Annotated in this window: 27 protein-coding genes and 1 tRNA gene; 11 read left to right on the top strand and 17 right to left on the bottom strand. The window is 71.0% G+C overall.

The genetic code is table 11. The features are described from left to right. The first annotated feature begins 28 nt into the window (after positions 1 to 28). Positions 29 to 1,297 carry a M24 family metallopeptidase gene (locus HZS54_RS04140; protein WP_179920695.1) on the top strand — a complete coding sequence of 423 codons (1,269 nt, stop codon included), beginning with the start codon at positions 29 to 31 and terminating at the stop codon, positions 1,295 to 1,297. A 45-nt stretch (positions 1,298 to 1,342) separates the two neighbouring features. On the opposite strand, the gene HZS54_RS04135 is transcribed toward HZS54_RS04140, so the two are convergent. Beyond that, complete coding sequence (locus tag HZS54_RS04135) at positions 1,343 to 2,599, bottom strand: sensor histidine kinase (RefSeq protein ID WP_246391764.1); 1,257 nt, start codon at positions 2,597 to 2,599, stop codon at positions 1,343 to 1,345. 132 nt (positions 2,600 to 2,731) lie between these two features. Between HZS54_RS04135 and HZS54_RS04130 the strand changes: the two genes are divergently transcribed. Both HZS54_RS04130 and HZS54_RS04125 read left to right on the top strand, forming a co-directional pair. Continuing rightward, positions 2,732 to 3,733, top strand: a complete 1,002-nt coding sequence (locus tag HZS54_RS04130) for an LLM class flavin-dependent oxidoreductase (RefSeq protein ID WP_179920694.1) — start codon at positions 2,732 to 2,734, stop codon at positions 3,731 to 3,733. 112 nt (positions 3,734 to 3,845) lie between these two features. Next, the gene (locus HZS54_RS04125; RefSeq protein ID WP_179920693.1) at positions 3,846 to 4,454 is read left to right on the top strand and encodes an ArsR/SmtB family transcription factor; all 609 of its coding nucleotides are present in this window, start codon (positions 3,846 to 3,848) and stop codon (positions 4,452 to 4,454) included. A 245-nt stretch (positions 4,455 to 4,699) separates the two neighbouring features. Here the strand turns inward: HZS54_RS04125 and HZS54_RS04120 are convergent, their stop codons facing one another. Then, the gene (locus HZS54_RS04120; RefSeq protein WP_179920692.1) at positions 4,700 to 6,202 is read right to left on the bottom strand and encodes a BGTF surface domain-containing protein; all 1,503 of its coding nucleotides are present in this window, start codon (positions 6,200 to 6,202) and stop codon (positions 4,700 to 4,702) included. A 277-nt stretch (positions 6,203 to 6,479) separates the two neighbouring features. Between HZS54_RS04120 and HZS54_RS04115 the strand changes: the two genes are divergently transcribed. Further along, positions 6,480 to 6,728: a glutathione S-transferase N-terminal domain-containing protein gene (locus HZS54_RS04115; protein WP_179920691.1), complete on the top strand. Its 249-nt coding sequence runs from the start codon at positions 6,480 to 6,482 to the stop codon at positions 6,726 to 6,728. A gap of 54 nt (positions 6,729 to 6,782) precedes the next feature. On the opposite strand, the gene HZS54_RS04110 is transcribed toward HZS54_RS04115, so the two are convergent. Both HZS54_RS04110 and nirK read right to left on the bottom strand, forming a co-directional pair. Continuing rightward, positions 6,783 to 8,177, bottom strand: a complete 1,395-nt coding sequence (locus tag HZS54_RS04110) for a UDP-N-acetyl glucosamine 2-epimerase (protein WP_179920690.1) — start codon at positions 8,175 to 8,177, stop codon at positions 6,783 to 6,785. 106 nt (positions 8,178 to 8,283) lie between these two features. Continuing rightward, positions 8,284 to 9,369 carry a copper-containing nitrite reductase gene (gene nirK / locus HZS54_RS04105; RefSeq protein WP_179920689.1) on the bottom strand — a complete coding sequence of 362 codons (1,086 nt, stop codon included), beginning with the start codon at positions 9,367 to 9,369 and terminating at the stop codon, positions 8,284 to 8,286. Between the two features lie 163 nt (positions 9,370 to 9,532). On the opposite strand from nirK, the gene HZS54_RS04100 reads away from it, so the two are divergent. Then, a complete protein-coding gene (locus HZS54_RS04100) occupies positions 9,533 to 10,636 on the top strand; it encodes a halocyanin domain-containing protein (protein WP_179920688.1) in 1,104 nt (367 codons plus the stop codon). A gap of 86 nt (positions 10,637 to 10,722) precedes the next feature. Here HZS54_RS04100 and HZS54_RS04095 read toward each other — a convergent pair whose 3' ends face one another. Then, positions 10,723 to 11,691: a transcriptional regulator gene (locus HZS54_RS04095; protein ID WP_179920687.1), complete on the bottom strand. Its 969-nt coding sequence runs from the start codon at positions 11,689 to 11,691 to the stop codon at positions 10,723 to 10,725. Between the two features lie 142 nt (positions 11,692 to 11,833). Here HZS54_RS04095 and HZS54_RS04090 point away from each other — a divergent pair, with 142 nt between their 5' ends. Further along, a complete protein-coding gene (locus HZS54_RS04090) occupies positions 11,834 to 13,105 on the top strand; it encodes a tRNA(Ile)(2)-agmatinylcytidine synthase (protein WP_179920686.1) in 1,272 nt (423 codons plus the stop codon). A gap of 54 nt (positions 13,106 to 13,159) precedes the next feature. On the opposite strand, the gene HZS54_RS04085 is transcribed toward HZS54_RS04090, so the two are convergent. Beyond that, the gene (locus HZS54_RS04085; protein WP_179920685.1) at positions 13,160 to 13,573 is read right to left on the bottom strand and encodes an SRPBCC family protein; all 414 of its coding nucleotides are present in this window, start codon (positions 13,571 to 13,573) and stop codon (positions 13,160 to 13,162) included. Positions 13,574 to 13,683: 110 nt separating this feature from the next. On the opposite strand from HZS54_RS04085, the gene HZS54_RS04080 reads away from it, so the two are divergent. From HZS54_RS04080 to HZS54_RS04070, 3 genes are all read left to right on the top strand, one after another. After that, the gene (locus tag HZS54_RS04080) at positions 13,684 to 13,923 is read left to right on the top strand and encodes a DUF2249 domain-containing protein (protein ID WP_179920684.1); all 240 of its coding nucleotides are present in this window, start codon (positions 13,684 to 13,686) and stop codon (positions 13,921 to 13,923) included. Between the two features lie 77 nt (positions 13,924 to 14,000). Next, positions 14,001 to 14,651, top strand: a complete 651-nt coding sequence (locus HZS54_RS04075; RefSeq protein WP_179920683.1) for a DUF7998 family protein — start codon at positions 14,001 to 14,003, stop codon at positions 14,649 to 14,651. Between the two features lie 75 nt (positions 14,652 to 14,726). Beyond that, a complete protein-coding gene (locus tag HZS54_RS04070) occupies positions 14,727 to 15,917 on the top strand; it encodes an MFS transporter (protein WP_179920682.1) in 1,191 nt (396 codons plus the stop codon). A gap of 195 nt (positions 15,918 to 16,112) precedes the next feature. On the opposite strand, the gene HZS54_RS04065 is transcribed toward HZS54_RS04070, so the two are convergent. The 5 genes from HZS54_RS04065 to HZS54_RS04045 all read right to left on the bottom strand — a co-directional run bounded on the left by HZS54_RS04065 (position 16,113) and on the right by HZS54_RS04045 (position 17,833). Beyond that, positions 16,113 to 16,193: transfer RNA gene (locus HZS54_RS04065), tRNA-Ser, on the bottom strand. Positions 16,194 to 16,258: 65 nt separating this feature from the next. After that, the gene (locus HZS54_RS04060) at positions 16,259 to 16,546 is read right to left on the bottom strand and encodes a DUF7981 family protein (RefSeq protein WP_246391763.1); all 288 of its coding nucleotides are present in this window, start codon (positions 16,544 to 16,546) and stop codon (positions 16,259 to 16,261) included. After that, positions 16,546 to 16,923 carry a Rid family detoxifying hydrolase gene (locus HZS54_RS04055; RefSeq protein WP_179920681.1) on the bottom strand — a complete coding sequence of 126 codons (378 nt, stop codon included), beginning with the start codon at positions 16,921 to 16,923 and terminating at the stop codon, positions 16,546 to 16,548. The genes HZS54_RS04060 and HZS54_RS04055 overlap by 1 nt, the downstream gene beginning before the upstream one ends. 60 nt (positions 16,924 to 16,983) lie before the next feature. Next, positions 16,984 to 17,325: a glutaredoxin family protein gene (locus tag HZS54_RS04050; RefSeq protein WP_179920680.1), complete on the bottom strand. Its 342-nt coding sequence runs from the start codon at positions 17,323 to 17,325 to the stop codon at positions 16,984 to 16,986. A gap of 91 nt (positions 17,326 to 17,416) precedes the next feature. Then, complete coding sequence (locus tag HZS54_RS04045) at positions 17,417 to 17,833, bottom strand: VOC family protein (protein WP_179920679.1); 417 nt, start codon at positions 17,831 to 17,833, stop codon at positions 17,417 to 17,419. A gap of 181 nt (positions 17,834 to 18,014) precedes the next feature. Here HZS54_RS04045 and HZS54_RS04040 point away from each other — a divergent pair, with 181 nt between their 5' ends. Beyond that, the gene (locus HZS54_RS04040; protein ID WP_179920678.1) at positions 18,015 to 18,239 is read left to right on the top strand and encodes a hypothetical protein; all 225 of its coding nucleotides are present in this window, start codon (positions 18,015 to 18,017) and stop codon (positions 18,237 to 18,239) included. Here HZS54_RS04040 and HZS54_RS04035 read toward each other — a convergent pair whose 3' ends face one another. From HZS54_RS04035 to HZS54_RS04020, 4 genes are read right to left on the bottom strand one after another with little or no spacing between them, the layout of a single operon-like run. After that, on the bottom strand, positions 18,240 to 18,836 hold the full coding sequence (locus tag HZS54_RS04035; RefSeq protein ID WP_179920677.1) for an NUDIX domain-containing protein: 597 nt from the start codon (positions 18,834 to 18,836) through the stop codon (positions 18,240 to 18,242). Continuing rightward, a complete protein-coding gene (locus tag HZS54_RS04030) occupies positions 18,836 to 19,240 on the bottom strand; it encodes a type II toxin-antitoxin system VapC family toxin (RefSeq protein ID WP_179920676.1) in 405 nt (134 codons plus the stop codon). Before HZS54_RS04030 ends, HZS54_RS04035 begins: the two co-directional genes overlap by 1 nt. Continuing rightward, a complete protein-coding gene (locus HZS54_RS04025) occupies positions 19,237 to 19,536 on the bottom strand; it encodes an antitoxin VapB family protein (RefSeq protein WP_179920675.1) in 300 nt (99 codons plus the stop codon). Before HZS54_RS04025 ends, HZS54_RS04030 begins: the two co-directional genes overlap by 4 nt. Before the next feature lie 42 nt (positions 19,537 to 19,578). Further along, positions 19,579 to 20,664, bottom strand: a complete 1,086-nt coding sequence (locus HZS54_RS04020) for a pyridoxal-phosphate dependent enzyme (protein WP_179922928.1) — start codon at positions 20,662 to 20,664, stop codon at positions 19,579 to 19,581. Between the two features lie 153 nt (positions 20,665 to 20,817). Here HZS54_RS04020 and HZS54_RS04015 point away from each other — a divergent pair, with 153 nt between their 5' ends. Further along, a complete protein-coding gene (locus tag HZS54_RS04015) occupies positions 20,818 to 21,894 on the top strand; it encodes an aminopeptidase (protein WP_179920674.1) in 1,077 nt (358 codons plus the stop codon). Positions 21,895 to 21,956: 62 nt separating this feature from the next. Here the strand turns inward: HZS54_RS04015 and citZ are convergent, their stop codons facing one another. Then, a complete protein-coding gene (citZ, locus tag HZS54_RS04010; protein ID WP_179920673.1) occupies positions 21,957 to 23,093 on the bottom strand; it encodes a citrate synthase in 1,137 nt (378 codons plus the stop codon). Positions 23,094 to 23,450: 357 nt separating this feature from the next. Then, positions 23,451 to 23,762, bottom strand: coding sequence for a DUF7536 family protein (locus tag HZS54_RS04005; RefSeq protein ID WP_179920672.1), 312 nt, complete (start codon positions 23,760 to 23,762; stop codon positions 23,451 to 23,453). Between the last annotated feature and the right edge of the window lie 54 nt (positions 23,763 to 23,816).

Genomic DNA, 23,816 nt, shown 5'->3' with positions numbered 1-23,816 from the left:
TGATGGGGTCGACGGCCGTAGCCCCCGTATGCACGACCGCGAGTACATGGCGGGGACGCGGGGGACGATGGCGGTCGACTGGGAGGAACGCATCGACGTGAAGCGCATGCGCCGCGAGCGCTACGAGCGGGCGCTCGACCGCCTCGACGACTCGCCGCTGGGGGGGCTGTTGCTCGTCTCGGACCCGAACATCCGCTACGTGACGGGGCTGGCGATGACCGGCGGGAGCGGCGCGGACCACTACACGCTGCTGACCGAGGCGGGCGACGTGGTCCACTGGGACACCGCCGACCACGCAGCCAACCAGCGCTACAACTGCCCGTGGCTCGACGATATCCGCCACGCCGCGCCGGGTCTCGGCAACGTCCCGCGCGCCTCGGGCAGCGACTCCGCCCGGGCCTTCCTCGCGGGGAAGATGGCCGACCTCGTGGCCGAAGCGATGGCCGAATACGGCGTCGACGACCTGCCGCTCGGCGTCGACGTGGGCGCCCGACGACTCCACGACGCGCTCGACGACCGGGGGATCGAGACCCGCGTCGAACCGGCGGTCGATCTCATGCACGACGCCCGGAAGACCAAGACCCGCGACGAGGTCGAGTGTCTCCGGCAGGTCGCCGCGGTCTGCGAGGCGGGCTTCCAGCGGATCACCGAGAGCGCGAAACCGGGAGCCCGCGAGTCGGAAGTGTGGGGCGAGGCGGTCCGGGAACTGTATCGTCACGGCGCGACGGTCGGCGGCGGCTACCTCACCTCGGGCCCGAACACCTGGCCGAAACACCAGGCCAACACGACCGACCGGGCGATGCGGCCCGGCGACCTGCTCTACGCCGACTTCTACAACGTCGGGTATCTCGGCTACCGCTCCTGTTACTACCGGACGTTCTCGCTGGGCGAACCCACCGACGCCCAGCGCGACGCCTACGAGACGGCCGTCGAGAACCTCTATCGCGTCCTCGACCGGATCGAGCCCGGGGTGACGACCGACGAGATCGCCGAAGCGTTCCCCGACATGGCGGGCGAACACGCCGAGTGGTACGGCGCCGACGAGCACTGGGAACTGACGACGAACCACTGGGCCCACGGGCTGGGCCTGCAGCTCTACGAAGTACCCCTGATCTGGCGCGGCGTCTCGCCGGACCACCCCATCGAGATCGAGGAAGGCATGACGATGGCCGTCGAGACCCAGGCGCCGGCCGACCGCCAGGGCGTCCGCGTCGAGGAGATGGTCGTCGTCCGCGACGACGGCGTCGAGGTGTTGAGCCAGTGGCCCGTCGCCGAGATCACGACTATCGACTACTGAGCGGAGCGCGGTAGCGCGCGCTCTCGGCGCGGGTCGGTCGCCCAGTCAGTCGTCGTCGGCCGACGGTTCGACGAGGCCGAGGTCGAACTCGAAGGCGGCGCCGCCCGTCTCGCTCTCGCCGACCGTGACCGTCCAGCCGTGGGCCTCGGCGACGGTCCGGACGATGTCGAGGCCGAAGCCGGTGCCGTCGCTGCTCCGGGAGACGCCGGCGTCGAAGACCCGTTCGCGGTCGTCGACCGGGATGCCCACGCCGTCGTCCTCGATTGCGAAGCCCCGTTCGGTGTCGACGACGGAGACGGTCAGGCCGTCGCCGCCGTGCTCCACGGCGTCGTCGGCCTCCGGCCGACTGCTCGTCGAGCCGTGCTCGACGGCGTCCTCGGGAGCTTGCGACCGAGGGTTCGTGGAGCCGTGCTCCACGGCGTTCCGGAAGCAGTTCGCGAACAGCCGGTCGAGCCGGTCGGGGTCGCCCTCGACGGCGGTCTGGGTCCGCACGTCCAGCGTCGCCGCCCCCGTGTCGACGGTCTCCCAGGCGTCCCGTGCGACGACTGCCAGGGCGACCGAGGTCGGGTCTTCGAGGTCGCTGCCCTCCCGCGCGACCGTGAGCACGTCGCTGACGATCCGGTCCATCCGGTCGAGCGCGTCGGCGACCCGGTCGAGGCGGTCCGAGTCGCGGTCGCGGCGCTCGACGTCGACGAGGCCGATGGCCACCTGCAGCGGGTTGCGCAGGTCGTGGCTGACGACGTTGGCGAACGACTCCAGGCGCTCGTTCTGCAGCGAGAGCCGGACCGCTTGCTCGTGGTTCTCGGTCACGTCGCGGCCGATCCCGCTGAACCCCGCGACGCGCCCGTCGTCGTCGACGAGGCGGTGGCCCGACAGCTGGAAGCGCACGACCGGGCCGGCGGTCTTCACCCGCGCCTCGACCGTGGTCTCCCCTTCGTCGAACACCTCGGCGACGGCCTCGCGGACCCGCTCTCGGTCGGCCTCGATGAAGAACTCCTCGGCGTGGGTCCCCCGCAACTCCGCGTCGGTCGTGTCGAACACGTCGTTGAGCCGCCGGTTCCAGGCGACCAGTTTCGCGTCGGTGTCGTAGACGTAGAACACGTCGTCCAGCGAGTCCAGCGCCGCCGCGACGAGCGACGGGTTCTCCAGCATCCGGTCGAACCCGCCGTCCGCGCGGAGCGGCCGCTCGTCGGCGAGTCGCGCCGGCTCCGACCGGCCGCGCGCCGCGCGTCCGCCCCGCCGTCCGACGCGTTCGCTCAGGTAGGAAGCGAGCGTCTGGACGTGCGTGTGTAGGCCGACCATACTGCGAGTGTCGGCGCCGGCGTCCGGGATCGACGGCCGCCAGCGCGTCTTCGAGTGACCTACGCGCCCGGTGGAGATAACTGTTCACTCCCATCGTGGGAGTATTTCACACGCCGGCCCCTACTCGGGGGTATGGATCTGGGTACCGGCCTGTTCACCTGCCAGCGCCGCCCGGACGACGACCGGTCGCACGAAGCGATCTACGACGAGTTGCTCGAACTGGGCGGCGCCATCGACGACGCCGGCCTCGCGTCGGCGTGGGCCTCCGAACACCACTTCACCGACGACGGCTACCTCTCGGGGACGATGCCCGCGCTGGGCGCGCTCGCCGCGGCCACCGACGACGTGACGATCGGTACCTGCATCGCCCTCGCGCCGCTGTACGACGCGGTCCGCCTCGCCGAGGACGCCGCCACCGTCGACCTGCTGTCGAACGGGCGCCTCGCCGTCGGCTGCTCCATCGGCTACCGCGACGCCGAGTTCGAGAACTTCGGCGTCCCGAAAGAGGAGCGAGTCGCCCGCACCGAGGAGACCGTGGACCTCCTGCGGGGCGCGTGGTCCGAGGGCCCCGTCGGCGTCGACGCCGAGTTCCACGACATCGACCCAGGGACGACCGTGACGCCGAAACCCGCGGGCGGCCCGCCGATATTCCTCGGCGGCGCCGCCAGGCCCGCGGTGCGCAGGGCCGCCCGCGTCGGCGACGGCTGGTGTGCGCCCTCCTCGCTGTCGCTGGCGGGCGTTCGAAAGCGCGTCGAGGACATCCGCCGCGTCCGCGACGAGGAGGGTCTCGACGGCGAGTTCCAGGTGTACGTCCTCGCCCACGGGTTCGTCGGTGACTCCCGCGAGGACGCCTGGGAGTCGATGCGCGACGGCTACTTCTACCTCCAGCGGCGCTACGCCGAGTGGTACGAGGGCGAGGCGATCGACGAACTCCCCGAGGAGCGCCGCTCGGAACTCAGAGACGACGCGGTCTTCGGGACGCCCGACGACGTGGTCGCGGAACTGGAGCGCTACGGCGAGGCGCTCGGCGACGACGTCCACGTCATTCTACGGACCTACTACCCCGGGATCGGCACCGACGCGATGGTCGACTGCGTCGAGCGCCTCGGTGCGGACGTCGCGCCGCGGCTCTGAGCCCCGTGAGCGGGTCGGAGGTTTCGCTACCGACCGACGACGACCGTTCAAAGCGGGATTTAACCTTCGGGCAGGGCTATATGGGGAGCGAGGGAAGGACCGATACGGACAGATGTCGGGACTCATCGAGCGGATCCAGGACCGGACGGCGACCAGCGACGAGCGACTGCGGGTCCTCGACGTCGAGGGCGAGGAGACCGACGACGTGCTCGACGCGCTCGCGACGGACACGCGCCGGGCGGTGTACCGGGCGCTGTTCGAGCGGCCGCGCACCGCCTCGGAGATCGCCGACGCCGTCGACACGTCCGTCCAGAACGTCCACTACCACGTCTCGAACCTCGAAGCCGCCGGCCTGGTCGAGCCCGTCGACAGCCGCTACTCCGAGAAGGGCAACGAGATGACCGTCTACGGCCCGGCGAGCGACCCGCTGGTGATCGTCGGGAACGAGGAGATGCGCCCGCGCGTCCAGCGCACGCTGACCGACGTGGTCGGCGGGATCGGCCTGCTCGGGGTCGCCGCCCTGCTCGTCCAGTGGGGGGCCGAACGGGTCGCCCGCCCCTCCATCGGCGGCTCGGGCGCCGGTCCCGCGAGTCCCAACGCGACCGTCGGCGAGCCCGGCTCGCTCGCCTGGGTCGTCTTCGACGTGGTCGAACCCGGCGTCCTCTTCTTCTTCGTCTGTCTCGCGGTGGCCGCGCTCGCGGCCCTCGCGCTCGACCGGTAGGCCCGACGGCTCCCGCCGTCGGCACGGTCCGCATTCGCTCGGCGACAACACCGAGCGGCGCGACCGCCGCCTGTTCCGACGACCCCGGAGTCGAACGACGACCGGCGCCAGCGGCGAGGCACCGTGAGGTGCGGGAAAGGAACGGCGCACGGGAAGCGGAGGAGGGGAACAGAGGAGAGCGGAGAAGGTGGGAAGAAGGTCGGAGAAGGGGAACAGAAGAGAGCGGAGCGGCGACCGGGCGGCGGTCAGTTCCGGACGAAGCCGAGGAACACGGCGACGCCGCCGAAGGCGATCAGGCCGCCGACCGCGAGCGCGGCGAGGCCGGTGAGCGGGGAGCCGGACCCGCCATCGGCGGCGACCGTCGCGCCGTTGGGGCCGGCGGGGTCGGCGGGCGGGTCGTCGGCGGTGGCCGTCGAGGCGTCGCCGCCCGCGCCCCCGTCGTCGGCGAGGACGACGAGCGTCCCGATGGCGTCGGGTTCGCCGTCGGCCGCGGTGCCGGCGGACACGGAGATGTCGTACTCGAACGGGTCGAGCGCGCCGTCGAGGGTCGTCTCGCTCGTGACGTTCGCCGGCCGGGTCTCGCCGGCTTCGGCGACGGCGAGGACGGGCCGGTCGGCGTCGTCGGCCGCATCCGTCCGGACGACGACGACCGCGCGGCCGTCGCCGTTCGTGTCGCGGACGACCGCGGTCGTCTCGTAGTTGACCGCTTCCTCGTCGCCGAGGGTGACCGTCAGCGCGTCGGCGTCGCCGAAGGTGACGGGGGCCCGCGCCACGTCGCCCTGGGCGACCTGGACGGGGCTCCGGACCTGGATCTCGTCGGTACTCAACGGCGTGCCCGACGCGGCTTCGCCGTCGTCACCACCGGCGGTCGCCGTCCCCGTCGGACACTCGGGCTCGCAGTCGACGATCCGACCCGACTCGGCGGTGAGGAAGCGGTCGTCGGTGCGGACGCTCACGTCGATGGGCGTCCCGGACGGCATGTCGCTGAAGTCGAACGTGCCCTCGAAGGTGCCGTCGTCGTCGACCGTCGCCTCGGCCGTCACGAGGAACGGCGACGACGGCGAGTCGGACACCACCCGGACGGAGACGGGCGTCCCGGCGTCGAGCGTCGTCTCGCCGGCGATGGTCTGCCCGACCTCGGGGGCGACGCGGACCTCGCCGTCGGTCGTGTCGATGGTCGTCCCGTCGTGCTCCGGGCGCGGCGTTGCCGTCTCGCCGTCGCCGGGCGACTCGCCGTCGGCGCTCAGCAGCGCCAGCGTGCCGATCGCGGTCGGGTCGGCGGGGTCGCCCAGCGTGAGGTCGTAGGCCGTCGGCGCGAGCGGGTCGTCGGTGCCCGCGAGCTCCGTCCGGTTCTCGATGGTGTCGTCGCCGGCGACCGTGAGATACGACTCGGGGCCGCCCTCGTCGACGGCGTCGGTGTCGAAGCGGACGACGACGGTCCCGTCGCCGTCGGCGTCGGTGACCGTCGCGCGCGCCTCGAAGTTCTGGTCCTCGGCGTCGGCGTCGCCGACCACGAACTGGACGGGCTCGCCGCTCGCGCCCGTCGTGTTGATCGCGATCTCGGCCGTCTCGCCCTGCTGAACCGTCGTGATCGACTCCTCGAAGGAGGGGGCGGTCGCCGCACCGGCGGCGACGACGCCGGCCAGCGGGCTCGTGACCAGCGTCGCGACGAGGAGCGCGAGGAAGGCGGGCCGCGCACTGCGGCGCACTCGTGCGGAGAGTCCGTCCTCGCCGGCGAGGAGGCTCATTCGACCACCTCCGCGAGGTGGTCGCGAGCGTCGCGGGGCTGTCTACGGGCGATGCGTCCGTCGTGGAGGCCGGTCGCGGGTGACCGGTCAGGGTGGCGGTCGTCTCTCATCGCACTCGGATCGTCAGTCGGGACACAAATACCACCCCCGTAAGCTTCAACCTGGCTTTGAGCGGCGTCGGACCGGTCCGTCGACGCCCCGCTCGCCCCGGTCCGCTCCTGCGCCGCGGGTACACACGACCGTTGGCCCTTTTACCGTGGATCCCCAAGTCGGAGCGATGGCAAACCTCGAACTGTACGAACTCGAAGGCTGTCCCTACTGCGCGAAGGTCACGAGCAAGCTCGACGAACTCGATCTGGACTACGAGTCGCACATGGTCCCCCGGTCGCACTCCGAGCGGACCGAGGTCGAGGACGTGAGCGGCCAGACGGGCGTCCCCGTCCTCGTCGACCCCGAGAACGACGTCGAGGGCATGCCCGAGAGCGACGATATCGTCGAGTACCTCGAAGAAGAGTACGGTAGCTAGAGTGGTTTCCGCCGTTTTCAGCCGTTACACCGCCTTCGACGCCGATCCGCGCCGCTACAGGTAGTCGACGGACTGTCCGTCCAGATCGTCGAAGCCCTGCCGTTCGTGGGACCACTCGAAGACATCGGCGTCGCGGCGCTCGGCGAGGTAGTCGACGATGCGCTCGCCCACGTCCTCGCCGTAGAGGTCGGGGCCGGACTGCAGGCGCTCGCGCACGGCGTCGGTCTCGAGGGCGTGAGTCACCGTCTCGTGGACGAACTCGCCGGAGACCGGCGGGACGAGCAGGTTCGTCTCGGCGTCGAAGACGGTCTCGGGGCGGTCGGTGTTGAAGCGGGCGGTGAGACAGCAGGCCTCGTCGATGTAGTTGAGTTCCTCCTGCATGCTGCCCGAGTCGGTGAACTCGGCGAGACACTGCCCCGAGCGGAGGAACTCGTAGACGTGGGCGTGTTTCTTCCAGAGACCGGTGAACAGGAAGTTCTCGCGCTCGTCGGCCAGGCGCTGCAAGCGGTCGCGGTAGCCGTGCCGTTCCAGCGCGTGGCGCGTCGCCGTGAGTTCGACGAAGTTGACGTTGTAGCCGTCCTCGACCAGCGCGATCACGCCCTCGACGAGCGCCCGGAAGCGGCCGGGGAGGAGGTTCGCGCGGCGGTGGATGTCGACGCGGACCCAGTCGTCACGCGCTTCGAGGACGGGATACACGTCGAAGACGCTCTCGCCGTCGTGGTCGGCCTTCATGTCGATGGCGTCGACGACGGAGTTGCCGACGACGGGGACGCGCTCGTCACCGTCGACTTCGCGGGGGTAGCCCTCCGATTCGAGGTGCTCGCGGTTGAGCTCGACGGGGGCGAACTGGTAGCGGGCGGCGGCGGAGCCGACGAAGGTGTCGTACTGCTCGGGGAACGGCTCGGTGCGGTCGACCGACCACTCGCCGTCCCACTGGGCGTCGACGAGCGCCGCGGGGTCGGGGTAGCCCTCGTCCGTGTCGGGGACGGCGTCGTAGTCTGGGGCCATCGCGCGCAGGCCGGCCTCGTTGTGTGCGACCTGCTGGTTGGTGGCGAACAGCCAGGCCTGCGGGAAGATAGCGGCGGCGTGGGTGTCGCCGTGGACCAGCGGGAGGACGGTCGTATCGGGCCACTCGTCGAGGCGGTCGGCCAATTGCTTGACCGCGAGCATCGTCTGGGCGGTCTTCTCGCTCAGGTCGCCGCGGATGCCCAGATCGGCGGCGATCGCGGGTTCGAGGTCGTACTCTTCGAGGCCGTGGCCGAGCAGGTCGTCGTAGTGCTGGCCGGTGTGGACCACGAAACAGGGGAGGCCGCGCTCGCGGGCGGCGGCGACGACGGGCGCCTGCTTGTAGAAGTCGGGCTTGGTCGCGGTGACGACCGCGAGGACGAACTCGCCGCGGTCCATCTCCGCGGCGAGCCGGTCGTCGTAGAACGTCGGGTCGGCGTCCATACCCGCCCTCCCGCCGGCTGATGCTTGAGTGTTCACATGTCTGGCCGCATCACCGGCGACCGTCGCCCGCGGTCGTGTCCTCGACGGCGACCGCCGAGACGGTCGGTCAGCCGTCGGGGTTCGGGTCGAAGATTTCGGGATTCTCCTCGCCCTCGACGCCGACGACGGCCATCGCGCCCTTGCGGGCGACCCGGGAGAGGGCGTGGTCGACGAGCTTGATCGGGCCGGGGACGGGGTAGTGCATCGTGGCGATGGCGGTGCTGCCCGGCTGGACCGGCGTCGTCTGGATGTTCCGCTGTGGCCGGCCGCCCAGCCCGCCCTGGGGGTAGACCTCGTCCCAGACGCTCCCGATGGGGTGGAACGAGCTGGCGAGGTTCGGGCCGCCGACGCAGTAGTACACCCGCGCCGTCTCGCCCGTCTCGGCGGCCATCGCGCCGTAGTTGTCCGGCGTGACGGCGTACTTCTCGCCGTTGACGAGCACGTAGGTGGGCTCCTCGCGGGCCATCGCGCCCATGTCGAAGGTGTGGTGGCCCTCCTGGCCGGTCTCGCCGTCGGTGTACACCTCGTGCTGGCCGAGGTAGAACTCCCGGTCGACCTCGGGGAGGCCCCCTTCCGGTTCGACGAGGATGATGCCAAACATCCCCGAGGAGATGTGGTAGTCCATGTTGGCGACCGCGCAGTGGTAGATGAACGCGCCCGGGTAGGTCACTTTGAACCGGACCCGCTCGGTCTCGCCGGGGGCGACGTTCGTGGCCTCGGCGCCGCCCCCCGGGCCACGGACCGCGTGGAGGTCGACGTTGTGGGGCATCCGGTTGTCTTCGGCGTTGTGGACCGTCAGGTCGACCGTGTCGCCGACGCGAGCGCGGATCATCGGCCCCGGGATCTGGCCGTCGAAGGTCATGTACTCGAAGGTGACGCCGTCCTCGATCTCGGCGGTCACCTCCCGCGTGGTGAGTTCGGCCTCGACCGTGGCGGACTCCTCGCGGTCGACGGGGTCGGGGATCGCCGTCGGGTCGGCGGCGACCCGGTCGACCGTCGGCTCCTTCGGGGCGTCGAGCGACCGCGGGGCGCTGTCGACCTCGGTGACGGTGACCCTGTCGTCGGGGATCTCGCCGGCACAGCCGGCGACGGCCGCGGCGCCCGCCGCGGCGCCGGTCTTCAGGAACGTCCGACGGGTGGATTTGGGAGTCATGGCCGGTTCACACCCGGATGTGAGTGGACCGCACGGATAAGGGGCGACGCGGGTTCTCGCCCCGAGAGGAGCGGGCCGAACACGTTCGCCGCCACCCGGCGGCGTTCCCGGAGCCTGGGAACGCCCGAGGGGGGTTATTTGGAGAAGGCGGCAACGGTCGTGTATGAGCACGGACGACGGTATCGACGAGGGGCGTCGCGACGCCATGAAGACCCTCGCTATCGGGGCGACGGCCGGCGGGCTGGCCGCGATGGGCGCGCGGCCGGCGGCCGCCCAGTCGACGGATCTCTCCGACTGGTTCTCGAACGTCGGCAACGTCGACGGCGTCGTCGACGAGACGGGCGAGAGCGAGGTCACGGTCGAGGTCGGCGTCTCGGGCAACGGCGGCGCCTTCGGGTTCGGCCCCGCGGCGGTGCGGGTCGACCCCGGGACGAAAGTCGTCTGGGAGTGGACGGGCGAGGGCACGCCCCACAACGTCGTCGCCGAGGACGGCAGCTACGAGAGCGAGTATATCAGCGATGCCGGCGCCACGTTCACCCACACCTTCGAGAGCGAGGGCGTCTCGAAGTACGTCTGCGGCCCGCACAGGGCGATGGGCATGAAGGGCGCGGTGATCGTCGGCGACGCCGACGTGACGGTCCCCTCGGGGAGTTCGACGGCGACGCCGGCCGGCGGGAGCGGCGCCGGCAACGAGACCAGCGGGAGCGGGTCCGGCGGCGGTGGGTCCGGCGGGAGCGGCGACTTCGTCGAACCGGACTACGAGGGGTGGTTCGACGGCGTCGGCAACTACGACGGCACGGTCGACATGACCGGCCAGGACGAGGTGACCATCGAGGTGGGCGCCCAGGGCAACGACGGGCCCTTCGCGTTCGGCCCCGCGGCGGTGCGGGTCGACCCCGGGACGACGGTCGTCTGGGAGTGGACGGGCGAGGGCGGCCAGCACAACGTCGTCGGCGAGAGCCACGACTTCGAGAGCCCGATGCAGGGGTCGGAGGGCGACACCTACGCGCTCGAACTCGACGGCGAGGGCGTCGTGAAGTACGTCTGCGCGCCCCACCGGATGGCGGGCATGAAAGGCGCCGTCGTGGTGGGCAACCCCGCCGCGGCGAGCGGCGGCGGCGCGGGGATCGACCTCTTCGAGACCTCGCTGTGGGGCCTGGCCGGCGCCATCGTCGCCGCGCCGTTCGTCGCCAGCCAGATCGTCGCCAGCAGGCGAGCGAACGACGACGACGAGCGACACCGCGGACCCCGCCAGCCCGCGGACTGAGCGGCGCTGGACCGAGCGGCGCTGGAGGGGCGGGGCTAGAGGCGGCGCTGGACGGTGCGGTATCTGACGGCGTCGAGAACGACCGCCTACGCCGAACTGCCTTCGATGTCCGCCCGTTCGCGGATGATGTCCCGGAGCTCGTCGGCCTCCTGGATGTTCTCCATCTCGCTTTCCTCGACGATGGCGGTGCCCTCGACGGACTTCCTGGTCGCGCGCTCGACGACGTACACCGACCGCGTCCGGGTGACCCTGCCCACCGAGGACATGATACGGGCGCGCTTCTCGGCGGTCTTCGTCAGCTCGGAGTGGCCGGTCAGCATCTCTTCCTCGCGGCGCTCGTTCTCGCTGACCGTCTTGAACGGGGCCCTGTCGGTGGGATGGACGTCGAAGCCGACCCGCGTGAGGACGGCGACGATGGGCTCGTCTTCGGGGTCGACCTCGGGGTCCTCGGGCGTCTCCTCGTCCTCGCGGACCTCCTCGGCGCCCTCGAGAACCTCGACGGGCGAGGTGAGCGGTTCGTCGAACAGTTCCTGCAGCTGGCTGGCGACCTCGACGGAGGCGTCCATGCCGTCCTCGTACTTCGAGACCGTCCGCCTGGAGACGCCGAGTTCGTTCGCCAGCCGCCCGAGCGACCAGTCGCGGTCCTCGCGGGCGTCCGCGAGCACCTCGCTGTCGATGTTGACGTAGAGGCCGCCGGGCGCCGCGTAGATGAGCGGCGGGACCTCCTCGACGAAGAGATCCATGGCGGTGTCCGGCGAGAGCACCGGGACGCCGTGGCGGAAATAGGTGACGCCCGGTTTGAGTTCCTCGTCCCTGGTTCGCAGGCCGATGACCATGGGCGTGGCGCCCAGGTACGTGCCCAGCCGGCGCATCTCGGCGCCGGTGTGACCGTCGAACGCGTCGATGTTGCCGAGGATCTTCACGAGGAGGACCTCCTCCCCGCGGCGGGCCGCGATGTCGAAGCTCTTGGGCCGGATGGCACAGCGTTCGCTCACCACGAAGCCCGCGTCCTCCAACATCGCGGTGACGTTGCCGACCAGTGCCGACCGTGACATGGTGAGAGGTAAGTAGGTCTTCGCATATATGCGTTGTGCCCCGGTAGAATCCGCGTGCGCCCCGTTTTTTCACGCCGACCGATAGATTGATATAGAATTTTTCGTTCGAAACCCGTTTGCCCGCGGTCGCGTAATGGCCCCTGTGACCGTCATCGGGCTCGACGACACGGATTCCCGCGAGCGCGGGATGTGTACGACCTTCGTCGCCGCCACGCTCGCCGAGCGCATCGAAGCGGCGGGGGCGACCGTCGACCGGCGCGTCCTCGTGCGGCTCAACCCCGGCGTCGAGCACAAGACCCGCGGCAACGCCGCGCTGGCCGTCCACACCGACCTCGACCCCGAGCGCGCGCGCGAACTCGCCGTCGAACACCTCGACCTGGCCGAGACGGCGGACCCGCGGACCAACCCCGGCGTCGTCGTCGCGCCGGGCGACCCGGAGGGGGTCCCCGAGGCCGTCGCCGCGTTCGCCCGCGCCGCCGTCCGCGACTACCACGACATCGACGACGCCGTCGCGCTGGCCGACCGGGCGGGCTACGAGCACGCCCACGCCGGCAACGGCCGCGGACGGATCGGCGCGCTCGCCGCCGTCGGCGCCTGGCGCGCGTTCGACGACTGGACCTACGAGTGCATCTCCTACCGCGAGCGCGAGCGCTGGGGGACCGACCGGACGGTCGACCGCGAGAGCGTCTTCGCCGCCGCCGACGCGGCCTCCCCCGACGCCTGGGACACCGTGGATCGGGGCGAGGGCTACCCCGTCTGCGTCCCGCGGACGCCCTGCCCGATCCTCCACGGGATCCGCGGCGACGACCCCGAGACGGTGCGGTCGGTCGCCGAAGCGATCGACGGCGAACCGGTCGCGAGTCGCGCGCTGTTCGTCACCAACCAGGGGACCGACGCCCACCTCCGCCGCGTCGACGGGTTCGGCGACGCCTCCGAGGGCCGGGCCTACCGGGTCGACGGCGAGGTCGTCGCCGAGCCCGAGACGCGCGAGGGCGGGCACGTGTTCACCGCCCTGCGGAGCGACGACGGCGAGACCGCCGATATCGCCGCCTTCGAGCCGACCAAGCGGTTCCGCGACCGGGTGCGGGCGCTGCGGCCCGGCGACCGGCTGACCGTCTGCGGCGAACTGAGCGACGGGACGCTGAAACTGGAGAAGTTCGCGGTCCGGAAACTGGTGACGACCGAGCCGGCCACTCCCGACTGTCCCGACTGCGGCCGCTCGATGGGGTCGGCCGGCGCCGGCCAGGGCTACCGGTGTCGGGACTGCGGGACCAGCGCCGACGGGAAGGTCGAGGTACCCGTCGAGCGAGATATCGAATCCGGCTGGTACGAGGTGCCGCCCTGCGCCCGCCGCCACGTCGCCAAGCCGCTCGTCCGCGGCGGGTTCGACGGGACCGTCCACCCCGAGCGGTAGATCCGAGCCGCGACACCCCGACACCGCGGCACGGCGTGTCGGCGACCGGGTGGCCTACCCCGCGAGTTCCGATTCCAGCCAGTCGAACTGCGACTCCAGTTCGTGGCGGCGCTGTCGTTTGATGACGGTGGCGTCGAGGATCTGCCCGACGAGCGCCACGTCCAGTTCGAAGTCGGTGGTCGCCGTGACCTCCGACCCGCCGTCGACGGGTTCGACGCGGTACTCGGTGTCCATGGTCTCGAAGAAGCCGTCGGCCTGTTCGTAGGCCAGGTCCGTCTCCGATTCGACGATCCGGAGGTCGAGCGTCACCGTCGCGAGCCCGACCTGGTTCTCCAGATGCATCTCCTCGCCGTCGACGGTCACCTCGGTGAACCCCGCGGCGAGCATGAACGCCTCCAGGTCGTCCATCGCGGCGCGCACCTGCTCGGGCGGGGCGTCGACCCGTCGCGAGACCGTGACCGTCTGCATACGGGACCCGACACGTCCCAGCCCCGTCAGTGTCACGCCGCACCGGTTCGGCGGAGGCGCCCGAACGTCTTCGGCACAACGCGCTCGCCCGCGGCCCCGCAAGTACGGGTATGGCCAGCGACGGACCGACCGACTCGACGCGGACGCTCGACGCCCGGGAGATCGACGGCGAACCGTTCGGCGATATCATGGCCGCGCTGGAGGAGCTCCCCGCGGAGGGCACGCTCGAACTCGTCAACAGTTTCGAGCCCGAGCCGCTGTACGGCGTGCTCGACGACCGGGGGTTCGCCCACGAGACCGAGCGCGTCGCCGACGACGAGGTCCGCGTCTACATCAGCCGCGCCGAGTAGCGACATCCGTCGCACCCCCGAACGCACCCGAACGGGTTCGGGACGACGCATAGCCGGACGGCGGCCCAAACTGAGGTATGGTCAACGTTCCGTCGCCGTTCGGCGGGAGCGACGACACCTTCGACGCCTACGACGAGTTCGTCCCCGGACACGCGCCGGCGCCCGGCGACTTCCTCGACGGTCACGACGTGCTCGACGGTCGCGAGCATCTCGCGGTGCATCGGCTGGCGCGCGAGCTGTTCGAGGAGCGAGCGGTGTACGACATGACCTTCGGCTACAACCTCGCGCGGCTCAACAACGACCGGCGCCACACCGATGCGGGCTATCGCTACGCCGTCGAGCGTCCCGAGGCGGTCGAGGACCTGCCGACGCCCGAGAAGTCGGACCGCGGAACCGAGGGCGACGCAGTCCGCGTCCTCCGTGCGGAGTTCACGCCGACGACCGCCTTCTGCCCGCAGAGCGACACGCTCACGCGTGGGTCGCTACGCGCGTGGAACGGCCTGGCCGACCGCCACGAGTTCGACCTCGTGCGCGTCCGCGTCGCGCCCATGCACCAGCGCGCGAGCCAGATCAACGCCGCGCTCCGCGAGGCCGAGACGACGCTCGTCGAGACCGGCGAGTTGCCCGAACCCGACGACGGGAGCGATGCCGGGGCTCCCGGAGAGGGGTTCGACGACGACGGCGTTCCGGGGTCGGCGGGCCGTGACGGGTCGCGCGCGCCGTTCTGAGCGGCGCGCGGCGGCTCCCCTGGAGCGGGGCGCTTCCGACAGTAGGATATCCCGCTGGATCCATAGACCCGGTAGATGACGGACTCGCGGGACCGGGCGTGGCTGGCGGCGATGGTGTTCGCCGTCCTGCTCGCACAGGTGCTGCTGTATCCGGGCGTCGACCGGCTGGTCGGCGCGCTCGGCGCGACGACGGATCTGGACGCGAGCATGTGGTTCCTCGCGGCGGAGTTCGCGGCGTTCGTCGCCTTCGCCGGCGTCTGGGGCGCCGCCAGCGACCGCGCCGGCCGGCGGACGCCGTTCATCGCCGCCGGCGCGCTGGGCGGGAGCGCGGGGTATCTCGCGCTCGCCCTCTTGCCCGGGTTCACCGCGCTCTCCTTCGAGAGCGTCCTCGTCGTCCGCGCGGCCCAGGGCGCCGCCACGATCGGCGCCTTCTCGCTCGCGATGACGATGCTGATGGACCTCGAGGGCGGTCACGGCCGGAATATGGCCGCCGCCGGCGCCGCCATCGGCGGCGGGACGGCCCTGGGCGCTCCCCTGGGCGGCCAGCTGTACGAGGTCGGCCCGTTCGTTCCCCTCTACCTCGCGAGTGCGCTGCTGGCGGCCGTCGCCGTCCTCGCGCTGGCGGTCGACGACCGCGCGCCCGCCGGCGACCGCGACTCGATCGCCCGCGCCGTCGCGAACCTCCGCGGGACGCCGACGCTCGCCGTCCCCTACGCCTTCGGCTTCCTCGACCGGCTCACCGCCGGCTTCTTCGCGCTCGTCGGCACGCTGTACTTCCGGTCGGCGTTCGAACTCGGCCCCGGCGCCACCGGGCTGATGCTCGCCCTCTTTTTCGCGCCGTTCGCGCTCCTGCAGTACCCGATGGGCATCCTCTCTGACAGGGTCGGGCGCACCGCCCCCATCGTCGCCGGGTCCGCCTGTTACGGCCTGGTCGTCATCGGCGTCGGCCGCGCGCCGACGGTCGAACTCGCCGGCCTCGGGATGCTCGCCGTCGGGATCCTCGGGGCGCTGATGTCGCCGGCGACGATGGCGCTCGTGAGCGACCTGGCCGACGAGCGCGAGCGCGGCGTCGCGATGGCCGGGTTCAACATCTTCGGCAGCCTGGGCTTCCTGGCCGGCGTCGTCGTCGGCGGCGGCGTCGCGAGCGCCTACGGCTACCCCGAGGCGTTCCTCGTCGCCGGCGGCCTGGAGATCCTCGTCGCCGCCGCGACCCTGCCCGTCTTCCTGCGGCTGGACATCGGGCGGACCGCGACGTTCGCGGAGTAAAGCGAGGAGCAGCGCGGTGGCGGCGGCTGGGCGGTCAAGTGCGGTCGCGGCGGCTGGGCGGTGCGGGGAACGTACCGCGCGAGCGAAGCGAGGGCGGTTTCCACCGAGCGCGCGGAGCGCGCTCGGCCTTTTTCGCCCACGTTTTTGGCGGAGGGGTGGGCGCGGTTTGCCCACCCCTCCGCGAAAAAGGTGGTACGCCAGGACTGGGATTTGAACCCAGAATCCCAAAGGGAACACGCTTTCCAGGCGTGCGCCTTACCGTTCGGCCATCCTGGCTCAGGTGGAAATACCGCGGTCGGGTGGTTAAGGGCTTTCGTTCTCGGTCGGCGGTCGTCCGCCGGTCACCGACCGCCGCCGGCCGGCAGCCGACCCCGGGCCAGATGCGTCGCGAGCGCCGTGACCGCGGCGACGACCAGCGCGACGGCGACCTTCGGCCCGATGCCGACACCCAGATCGCCCAGCAGCTCGTAGCCCTGGGCCAGGACGAGGAAGGCCAGCCCGCCGACGGCACCCCACAGCAGGCTCGCCTTCGTCGCGGGGGCGAGCAGCGGTTCCCGCGGAGCCGTCGCTGCTGAGTCCGGGTCGCCCCCGGTCGTGCGGTCGCCGGGCGAGTCGGCCTCGTCGGCCATCACTTCGCCGCGATGGCCTCGACCTCGACGCCGACGCCCTTGGGGAGTTCCTCGACGCCGACGGCGCTGCGGGCGGGCGGTTCGTCGTCGAAGAACGTCTCGTAGGTGTCGTTCATCGCGTCGAAGTCATCGATGTCATCGAGGTAGACGGTGACTTTCAGCACGTCGGTCATCTCGGCGCCGGCCTCGGCGAGGACGGCACGGACGTTCTCCAGGGCCTGCTGAGTCTGTTCGTCGATGGCGGCGTCGTCGAGGAGTTCGCCGTCGGGGGTCAGCGGGATCTGGCCGGCGGTGAAGACCAGATCGTCGGTCTCGGTCGCCTGGCTGTACGCGCCCACTGCCTCGGGTGCCGCGTCGGTGCTGACGATGCGCTTCATATCGGACGGGCGGCCGCGACGGGCTTAAACTCCGTGACGGCCGGACGGGCCGAACCGGGCTCAGGCGGTCAGTTTCGGTTCGAGGTCGCCCCGTTCGTCGAGCTGCTTGAGGATGTCGCTGCCGCCGACGAACTCGCCGTCGACGAACGTCTGGGGGATGGTCTCGCGGTCGCTGTGGCGTTCGAGGGCGGCGCGGAACTCGTCGAGCGATTCCAGCGTGTCGACGACTTCCACGTCCTCGCGGTACTGCTTGAGCAGCGTCAGCGCGCGGTCGGAGTAGCCGCACTGGGGCATGATCTCCGTGCCTTTCATGAACAGTACCACTTCGTTGGCCTCGATGGCCTCGTCGACGCGCTCGTCGACCTCCTCCTGCGGGAGGCTCTCGTTGGGTTCGAACGTCATACCCGTGGTCTGGGTCCCCTCGTGGATACCTCTTGCGACGGCGCGGGTCGCGGTCGCCAGCGAGAGCGGGGCACGAGCGCGGGTCGAATCCCTACGCGTCGAGGACTTCGATCAGGTTGCCCTCGGGGTCGCGGAGAAAGAGGATGGTCGTGCCGGTCGAGGAGGTCTGGGGTTCGCTGACCGTCTCCACGTCGTCGGGCAGCCCCTCGTAGAAGGCCTCCACGTCGTCGACGCCGAAGCCGAGGTGTTTGGCGCCGCGGTCGTTGACGGACTCGGCGACCGCCTCGCCGCCCTCGGGCTCGTACTCGACGAGTTCGACGCGGGTGCCGTCGCCGTCGAGGTGGGCGAAGCGGCCGGTGGCGTTCTCGACGCCGACGCCCCGGGAGAAGTTCTCGCCCGACGATTCGAACTCCGCGAGGACTTCCAGGTCGAAGACCTCGGTGTAAAAGTCGACGGCCCGATCCAGGTCGGCGACGGTCGTCCCGGTGTGGTGGACGCTTCCGGACATGGGCGAGTGGGCGCGGGCCAGCGCCGAAACGGTGTCGGTCCGGAGCGGGCGGTCGAGAGGGTCGTCTCCACGAGATGACCCACCGCACGGGATCGGTAGGGACCGTCCAATCCGCGGTTATACGGCCCTGATCGCGGGTAACTGACCCGTAACAATGATCGGTGACGGCGTAGGCCCGGCCATGCGAGAGGAACACTCGGAGCCGCCCGACGGGCGGGTCGTCGTCGGCCCGCCGCCGCCACCGACGGCTGCACCGGAGGACGTGCTCCCGGCGGTCGTCCGGACCCGGAGCGACGACAGCGAACGATACATCTGCTACTCCGCCGCCCCGGAGTACGACGGCGTCGCCGAGACGCGACTGTCGGTCGACACCGACGCCGTCGTCGAGCGGGAGCTGTGGCGCTGATCAGCCGCCGAAGTCCACCGAGTCGTCCCGCAGTCGGTCGACGGCGGCCTCGACCCGTCGGCGGTCGACCGACCGGATCCAGGCGTCGGTCGCCGAGAACTCCACGACCGGCCACCAGCGGGCGTCGGCGCACTCCGGTCCGGGGTCGACCGTGCCCGTCGTCTCGTCGCGGTCGACCGCGAAACAGATGGAGAGGTACGAGCCGTCGTCGGGGTCGTCGATATCGAAACCGGTTCGGACCAGTGTGAGCGCGTCGGGGTCGACCGCCAGCCCGGTCTCCTCCTCGAGTTCGCGAGCGGCACCGACCCGAGCGGGCTCGTCGACTTCGAGGATCCCGCCGGGGACCGCCCACGCGCCCAGGTCGGGCTCGATGGCGCGTTCGATCAGGAGCACGGAGTCGCCGTCGTGCAGCTTCGCCGCACTGCCAGAGGGACTCTGACCCCCGCTGTCGAGGACGGCTACGTGCGCGCCGGGGAACGGGTTCTGGAAGACGATCTCCTCGCAGTGGGGGCAGTACCGTCGGTCCCGCCCCTCGAAGACCGCCGTCTCCAGCGCGGTCCCGCAGTACGGGCAGAAGTCGGCTTTGCGTTTTGTCATCAGTAGGCCTCGACGGGAACCCCGAGCGCCTCGAAGTCGTCGACGTTCTCGGTGACGACCGTCGCGCCGCGGTTCTCGGCGACACCGGCGATCAACACGTCGCCCGCCAGCGCGTTGATTCGGTCCTGTGCGACGGTATCGTCCGCGTGGAGTTCCGCCTCGATCCCGGCGGCCGCGAACGCGTCGTCCGGACCGAACGGGAGGACGGTGAGCCAGCCCAGGTCGGCGAGGATCGACTCCAGCGACGGATCGTCTTCGACGGTGTGGACGCCGACCGCGATCTCCTCGACGTTGATCGCCGAGGTGACCAGGTCCTCCTCGTCGCCGTGAGCTTCGAGGAACGACTCGACGCGATCGTCGCCGCGGTAGTAGTGCGCCAGAAACGTCGTGTCGAGTAACTTCACGCGTCGCCCTCGTCGTCGCCCCGTCGCGGGCTGTCGCCCTCGTCACCGGCCAGCGCGTCGAGTACCTCGGACTGCCTACCCGCGAGCCCCGCTCCGCGGCGCTCCCGGCTTTCTCGGGCCACCCGCTCCAGCCGCTCGCCGTCGGCGTCTTCGTACTTCCCGAACCCCCGCCGCCAGTCGGTCCGGATCGTCTCGGTGACTCGCTTGACCACGTCGCTAAAACTCTCCCCTTCACGCTTTTCCGCACTGAGTCGCTCGTAGGCCTCGTCGTCGAGCCCGATCGTCTTCGTCCCCATAGATTGTGCTTGTGTACACAGACACAAAATCGTTCGGTCGGGTTAACCCTTCAGCCCCGTCCCCGTGAGCGCGACGACCACGTCGTCGTCCGGGCCGACGACGCCCCGGTCATGATAGTCGGCGAGCGCCGCCGTCGCCGTCGCGCAGGTCGGTTCGACGTGGAAGCCCGCCCGAGCGAGGCGCCCGTGTTCGCGCTCGGTGGCTTCCGGACCGACCGCGACCGCGTCGCCGTCGGTGGCCTCGATAGCGTCGAGGATCTGGTCGAACCGGGCGGGATCGCGGATCTGGATGCCGTCCGCGGCGGTGTTGGCCGGCGGAGCGGCGGTCGCCGTGCCGTGTAGTTCGTCCGCGACCGGCGCGGCGCCGGTGGCCTGGGCCCCGAGCAGTCGCGGCATCCCGTCGGTCCACCCGGCCGCCCGGAGCGTCCGGAAGCCGCGGTAGGCGCCGAGGAACAGCGTGCCGTGGCCCAGCGGCGTGACGACGGCGTCCGGCACGTCCCAGTCGCGCTGGGCGGCGAGTTCGAGCGCGAACGTCGCCGTCCCGCGGAAGAAGGCGGGGTTCCAGGCGTGGCTCGCGTACCAGCCCTCGCCGCGCTCGACCGCCTCGACGCAGGCGTCGGTCACGTCGCCCCGCGAGCCCTCGACGCGAGTCACGTCGGCGCCCGTCCGCTCGATGGCCCGGAGCTTGCCGGGTTTGGCCTCGGCTGGGACGTAGATCTCGGCGTCGATGCCCGCGCGGGCGGCGTAGGTGGCGATCGCGAGACCGGCGTTGCCCGAGGAGTCTTCGAGGACGCGGTCGACGCCCAGCTCGGCCGCCCGCGAGATCGTCAGCGCCGCGCCGCGGTCCTTGAAACTCCCCGTCGGAAATATCGATTCGAGCTTGAACCGCGCGTCCCACTCGGGGGCGTCGACGACCGGCGTCCAGCCTTCGCCCAGCGTGACCGCACGTTCGGTATCGAGAAACGGTTCGAACGCCCAGAGACCGCGGTCGCGGTCGAGCGGTTCGGGTGGAGCACTCGCGTCGGGTAGCGGCCGGTCGGCGTAGTCGAGCGCGCCCCCGCAGTCGCAGCGCCAGGGCGCGTCGGGGCCGTCGGCGTACTCGCGGCCGCAGTCGCCGCAGGTGAGCATAGCGACCGTTCGGTCCGGCCCGACCAGTAGGTGACGGTCCGGCCCGGCGTCGTCCTCGACCACGCGGCCGCTCGTCGGCCCGACGGGACGGGTCGTCCACTTTCACTCCGGCCGGCGGAGATTCATGACGGGCCCGCCCGTGGGTCCGCCGACATGGACGACCGCGTCAGACGACACGCCGAGATCCTCGTCGACCACTGCACGGACGTCTCCGCCGACGACAACGTGCTCGTTCGGGCCCCGACCGCCGCCGCAGACCTCGTGGAGGCGCTGTACGAGCGCCTCGGCGAGCGCGGCGCCCGCCCGACGACCGAGTGGCGCCACCGCCGCGCCGCCCGGGCCTATCGCCGGGCGCTCGACGCCGAGGACGTACGGACCGCCGACCACCGGCTCGCGGCGATGGCCGAGACCGACGTCGTCATCCTGATCAAGGGCGGCGAGAACGCCGCCGAGGGGAGCGACGTCGACCCCGAGAAGAGCGCCGCGGCGAGCCGCGCGAAGCGGCCGATCCTCGAGGAGCGCCTCGACACCCGCTGGGTGATCACCCAGCACCCGACGCCGGCCGACGCCCAGCGGGCCGAGCTGTCCACGCGGGCGTGGGAGGACTTCGTCTACGACGCCGTCGACCGCGACTGGGACGCCCAGCGGCGGTTCCAGTCGCGGCTCGTCGACGTGCTCGAACCCGCCGAGACGGTCCGGATCGTCTCGGGCGACGATACCGACCTCCGCCTCTCGGTCGACGGGATGGGCGCGTTCAACGACGCCGGCGAGGACAACATGCCCGGCGGCGAAGTGGCGACCGTCCCGGTCGTCGACTCCGCCGAGGGGCGGATCGCCTTCGACCTCCCGGTCACCCGCAACGGCCGGGAGATCCGCGGCGGTCGACTCACCTTCGAGGACGGCGAAGTCGTCGATCACGCCGCCGAACGCAACGAGGCGGTCCTGACGGCCCTGCTGGAGACCGACGACGGCGCTCGTCGACTCGGCGAGCTCGGTATCGGGATGAACCGCGGTATCGACGAGTTCACCGACAACCTCCTGTTCGACGAGAAGATGGGCGACACCGTCCACGTCGCCCTGGGCGACGCGATGGCCGAGTGCGTCCCCGACGACCGCGAACTGAACGAGAGCGCCGTTCACGCGGACATGCTCGTCGACGTGAGCGAACGCTCGCGGATCGAGGTGGACAGCGAGGTCGTCCAGGAGAACGGGACGTTCGTCTTCGAGTGACCGGGCGGGCGCTCGTGATGTCGAGGTACGCCAAGTCCTCGGGATCGGTGTGCCGAGAGGGCTTACCGCTCGTCGAGGGCGGGGTACTCCAGGTCCTCGGGACCGGTGTACCGCGCACGGGGTCGGATCAGGCGGTTGTCCTCGACGTACTCGGCGGCGTGGGCGATCCAGCCTGCGGCGCGGCTCATCGCGAAGATGGGCGTGTAGATGTCGATCGGGATGCCCATCTGGTAGTACGTCGACGCCGAGTAGAAGTCGACGTTCGGCGCCAGGCCCTTCTCGTCGGCCATGAACTGCTCGATCTTCGTGGAGTACTCGTACCACTTGAGGGTCCCGGCGGCCTCGCCGAGCTCCTGGGAGCGCTCGCCGAGGATCTTCGCGCGGGGGTCCTTGACATTATAAACGCGGTGGCCGAACCCGGAGACGCGGCGACCCTCCTCCAGGGCCTTCTCCGCCCAGCCGACGGGGTCGCGGTCGCTCTCGTCGACCTCCTTGAGCATCTCCATCACGTCCTGGTTGGCGCCGCCGTGGAGCGGGCCCTTCAGCGTGCCGATGGCGGAGGTGACGGAGCTGTGCAGGTCCGAGAGCGTCGAGGCGGTGGTGATGGCGGAGAACGTCGAGGCGTTGAACCCGTGGTCGGCGTGCAGGACGAGCGCCATGTCGAACGTCTCGGCGAGCACGTCGTCCGGTTCCTCGTCGTTGAGCATGTAGAGGAAGTTCGCGGCGTGAGAGAGGTCCTCGCGGGGCTCGACCGGGTCGTCGCCGTCGCGCATCCGCGTGAACGCCGCGAGGATCGTCGGGATCTTGGCGGTGATGCGCCGTCCCTTGCGGAAGGTGGCCTCGCGGTCGGTGGCGGGCTCGTCGGCGTCGGGGTCGTACGCCGAGCACATCGAGACCGCCGTTCGCAGGGCGGCCATGGGGTTCTCGTCGGCGGCGGCGAGCCGGCCGACCGTCTCCAGCACGTCCTCGTCGACGGACCGCTCGGCGACCATCGAGTCGGTGAAGGCGTCGAGCCGGTCGGCGTCGGGCAACTCGCCGTGCCAGAGCAGGTGGATGACTTCCTCGTAGCTCGCGTGTCTGGCGAGGTCCTCGATCGCGTAGCCGCGGTAGATGAGTCGCCCCTCGTCGCCGTCGATCTGGCTGAGATCGGACTCGGCGACGAGCACGCCCTCGAGGCCTTTCCGTAGCTCGTCGGTCATACCCCACTCGTTCGCCTGGACCGGCCAAAAGGGTTGCCGTTCGACGGTGGACGCGTACGGAATCACCGAACACCTTTCTGGACGAACGTCTACACACCCGACGGCGACACCCTCCCGGGATCGTCGCCCTCCGCACCGCAGCCCCCGACGTATCGGCGATCCAGTCGTCGATACACAGTTCGTCGATCGTCGTCTTCGCATCGTTCGGTCCCGGAGATGTTCGATTCTCGCGAACGGCGCTGTCCCGTGTCGGACGGGCCGTTCGGACGGGAGTCGAGAGCGGTTCGGGAGGCGGTCACGGGCGGCTGTTCGACGGTAGCGGGCACGAGCGGAGCGTTTCGCGGGAGAAGCGCGCGGTCACAGCCGTCGGGAGAGGCGGACCGCCCGGCCGAGGGTGAGGAAGAAGGCGACGAGGCCGGCGGTCGACAGCGCGAGGACGAACCCGAGCCCGACGTACAGCGCGGGCGAGCGCCGCGATCCCGGGAGCAGGACGAACAGGACGAACGCCGCGAGCGCGAGCGCGAGGCCGACGGCGAGACCCCACTTGGCGTTGCGGCGGACGCGGAGCGCGGCGACGAAGGCGGCTCTGCCGCTGTCGGCGTCGTCGGCGTCGTCGACGCCGTCGACTGGCGGGGCCGACTCGCCACCGTCCGGTCGCTCGCTGGCCATATCGGCGATAGGGCCACGATCGGCAAAGTGGCGTCGATCGGTAGCGGTCGACGC

The organism is Halosimplex pelagicum, from assembly GCF_013415905.1.
GTDB lineage: Archaea > Halobacteriota > Halobacteria > Halobacteriales > Haloarculaceae > Halosimplex > Halosimplex pelagicum.
This window is presented reverse-complemented; position numbering and strand designations above follow the sequence as displayed.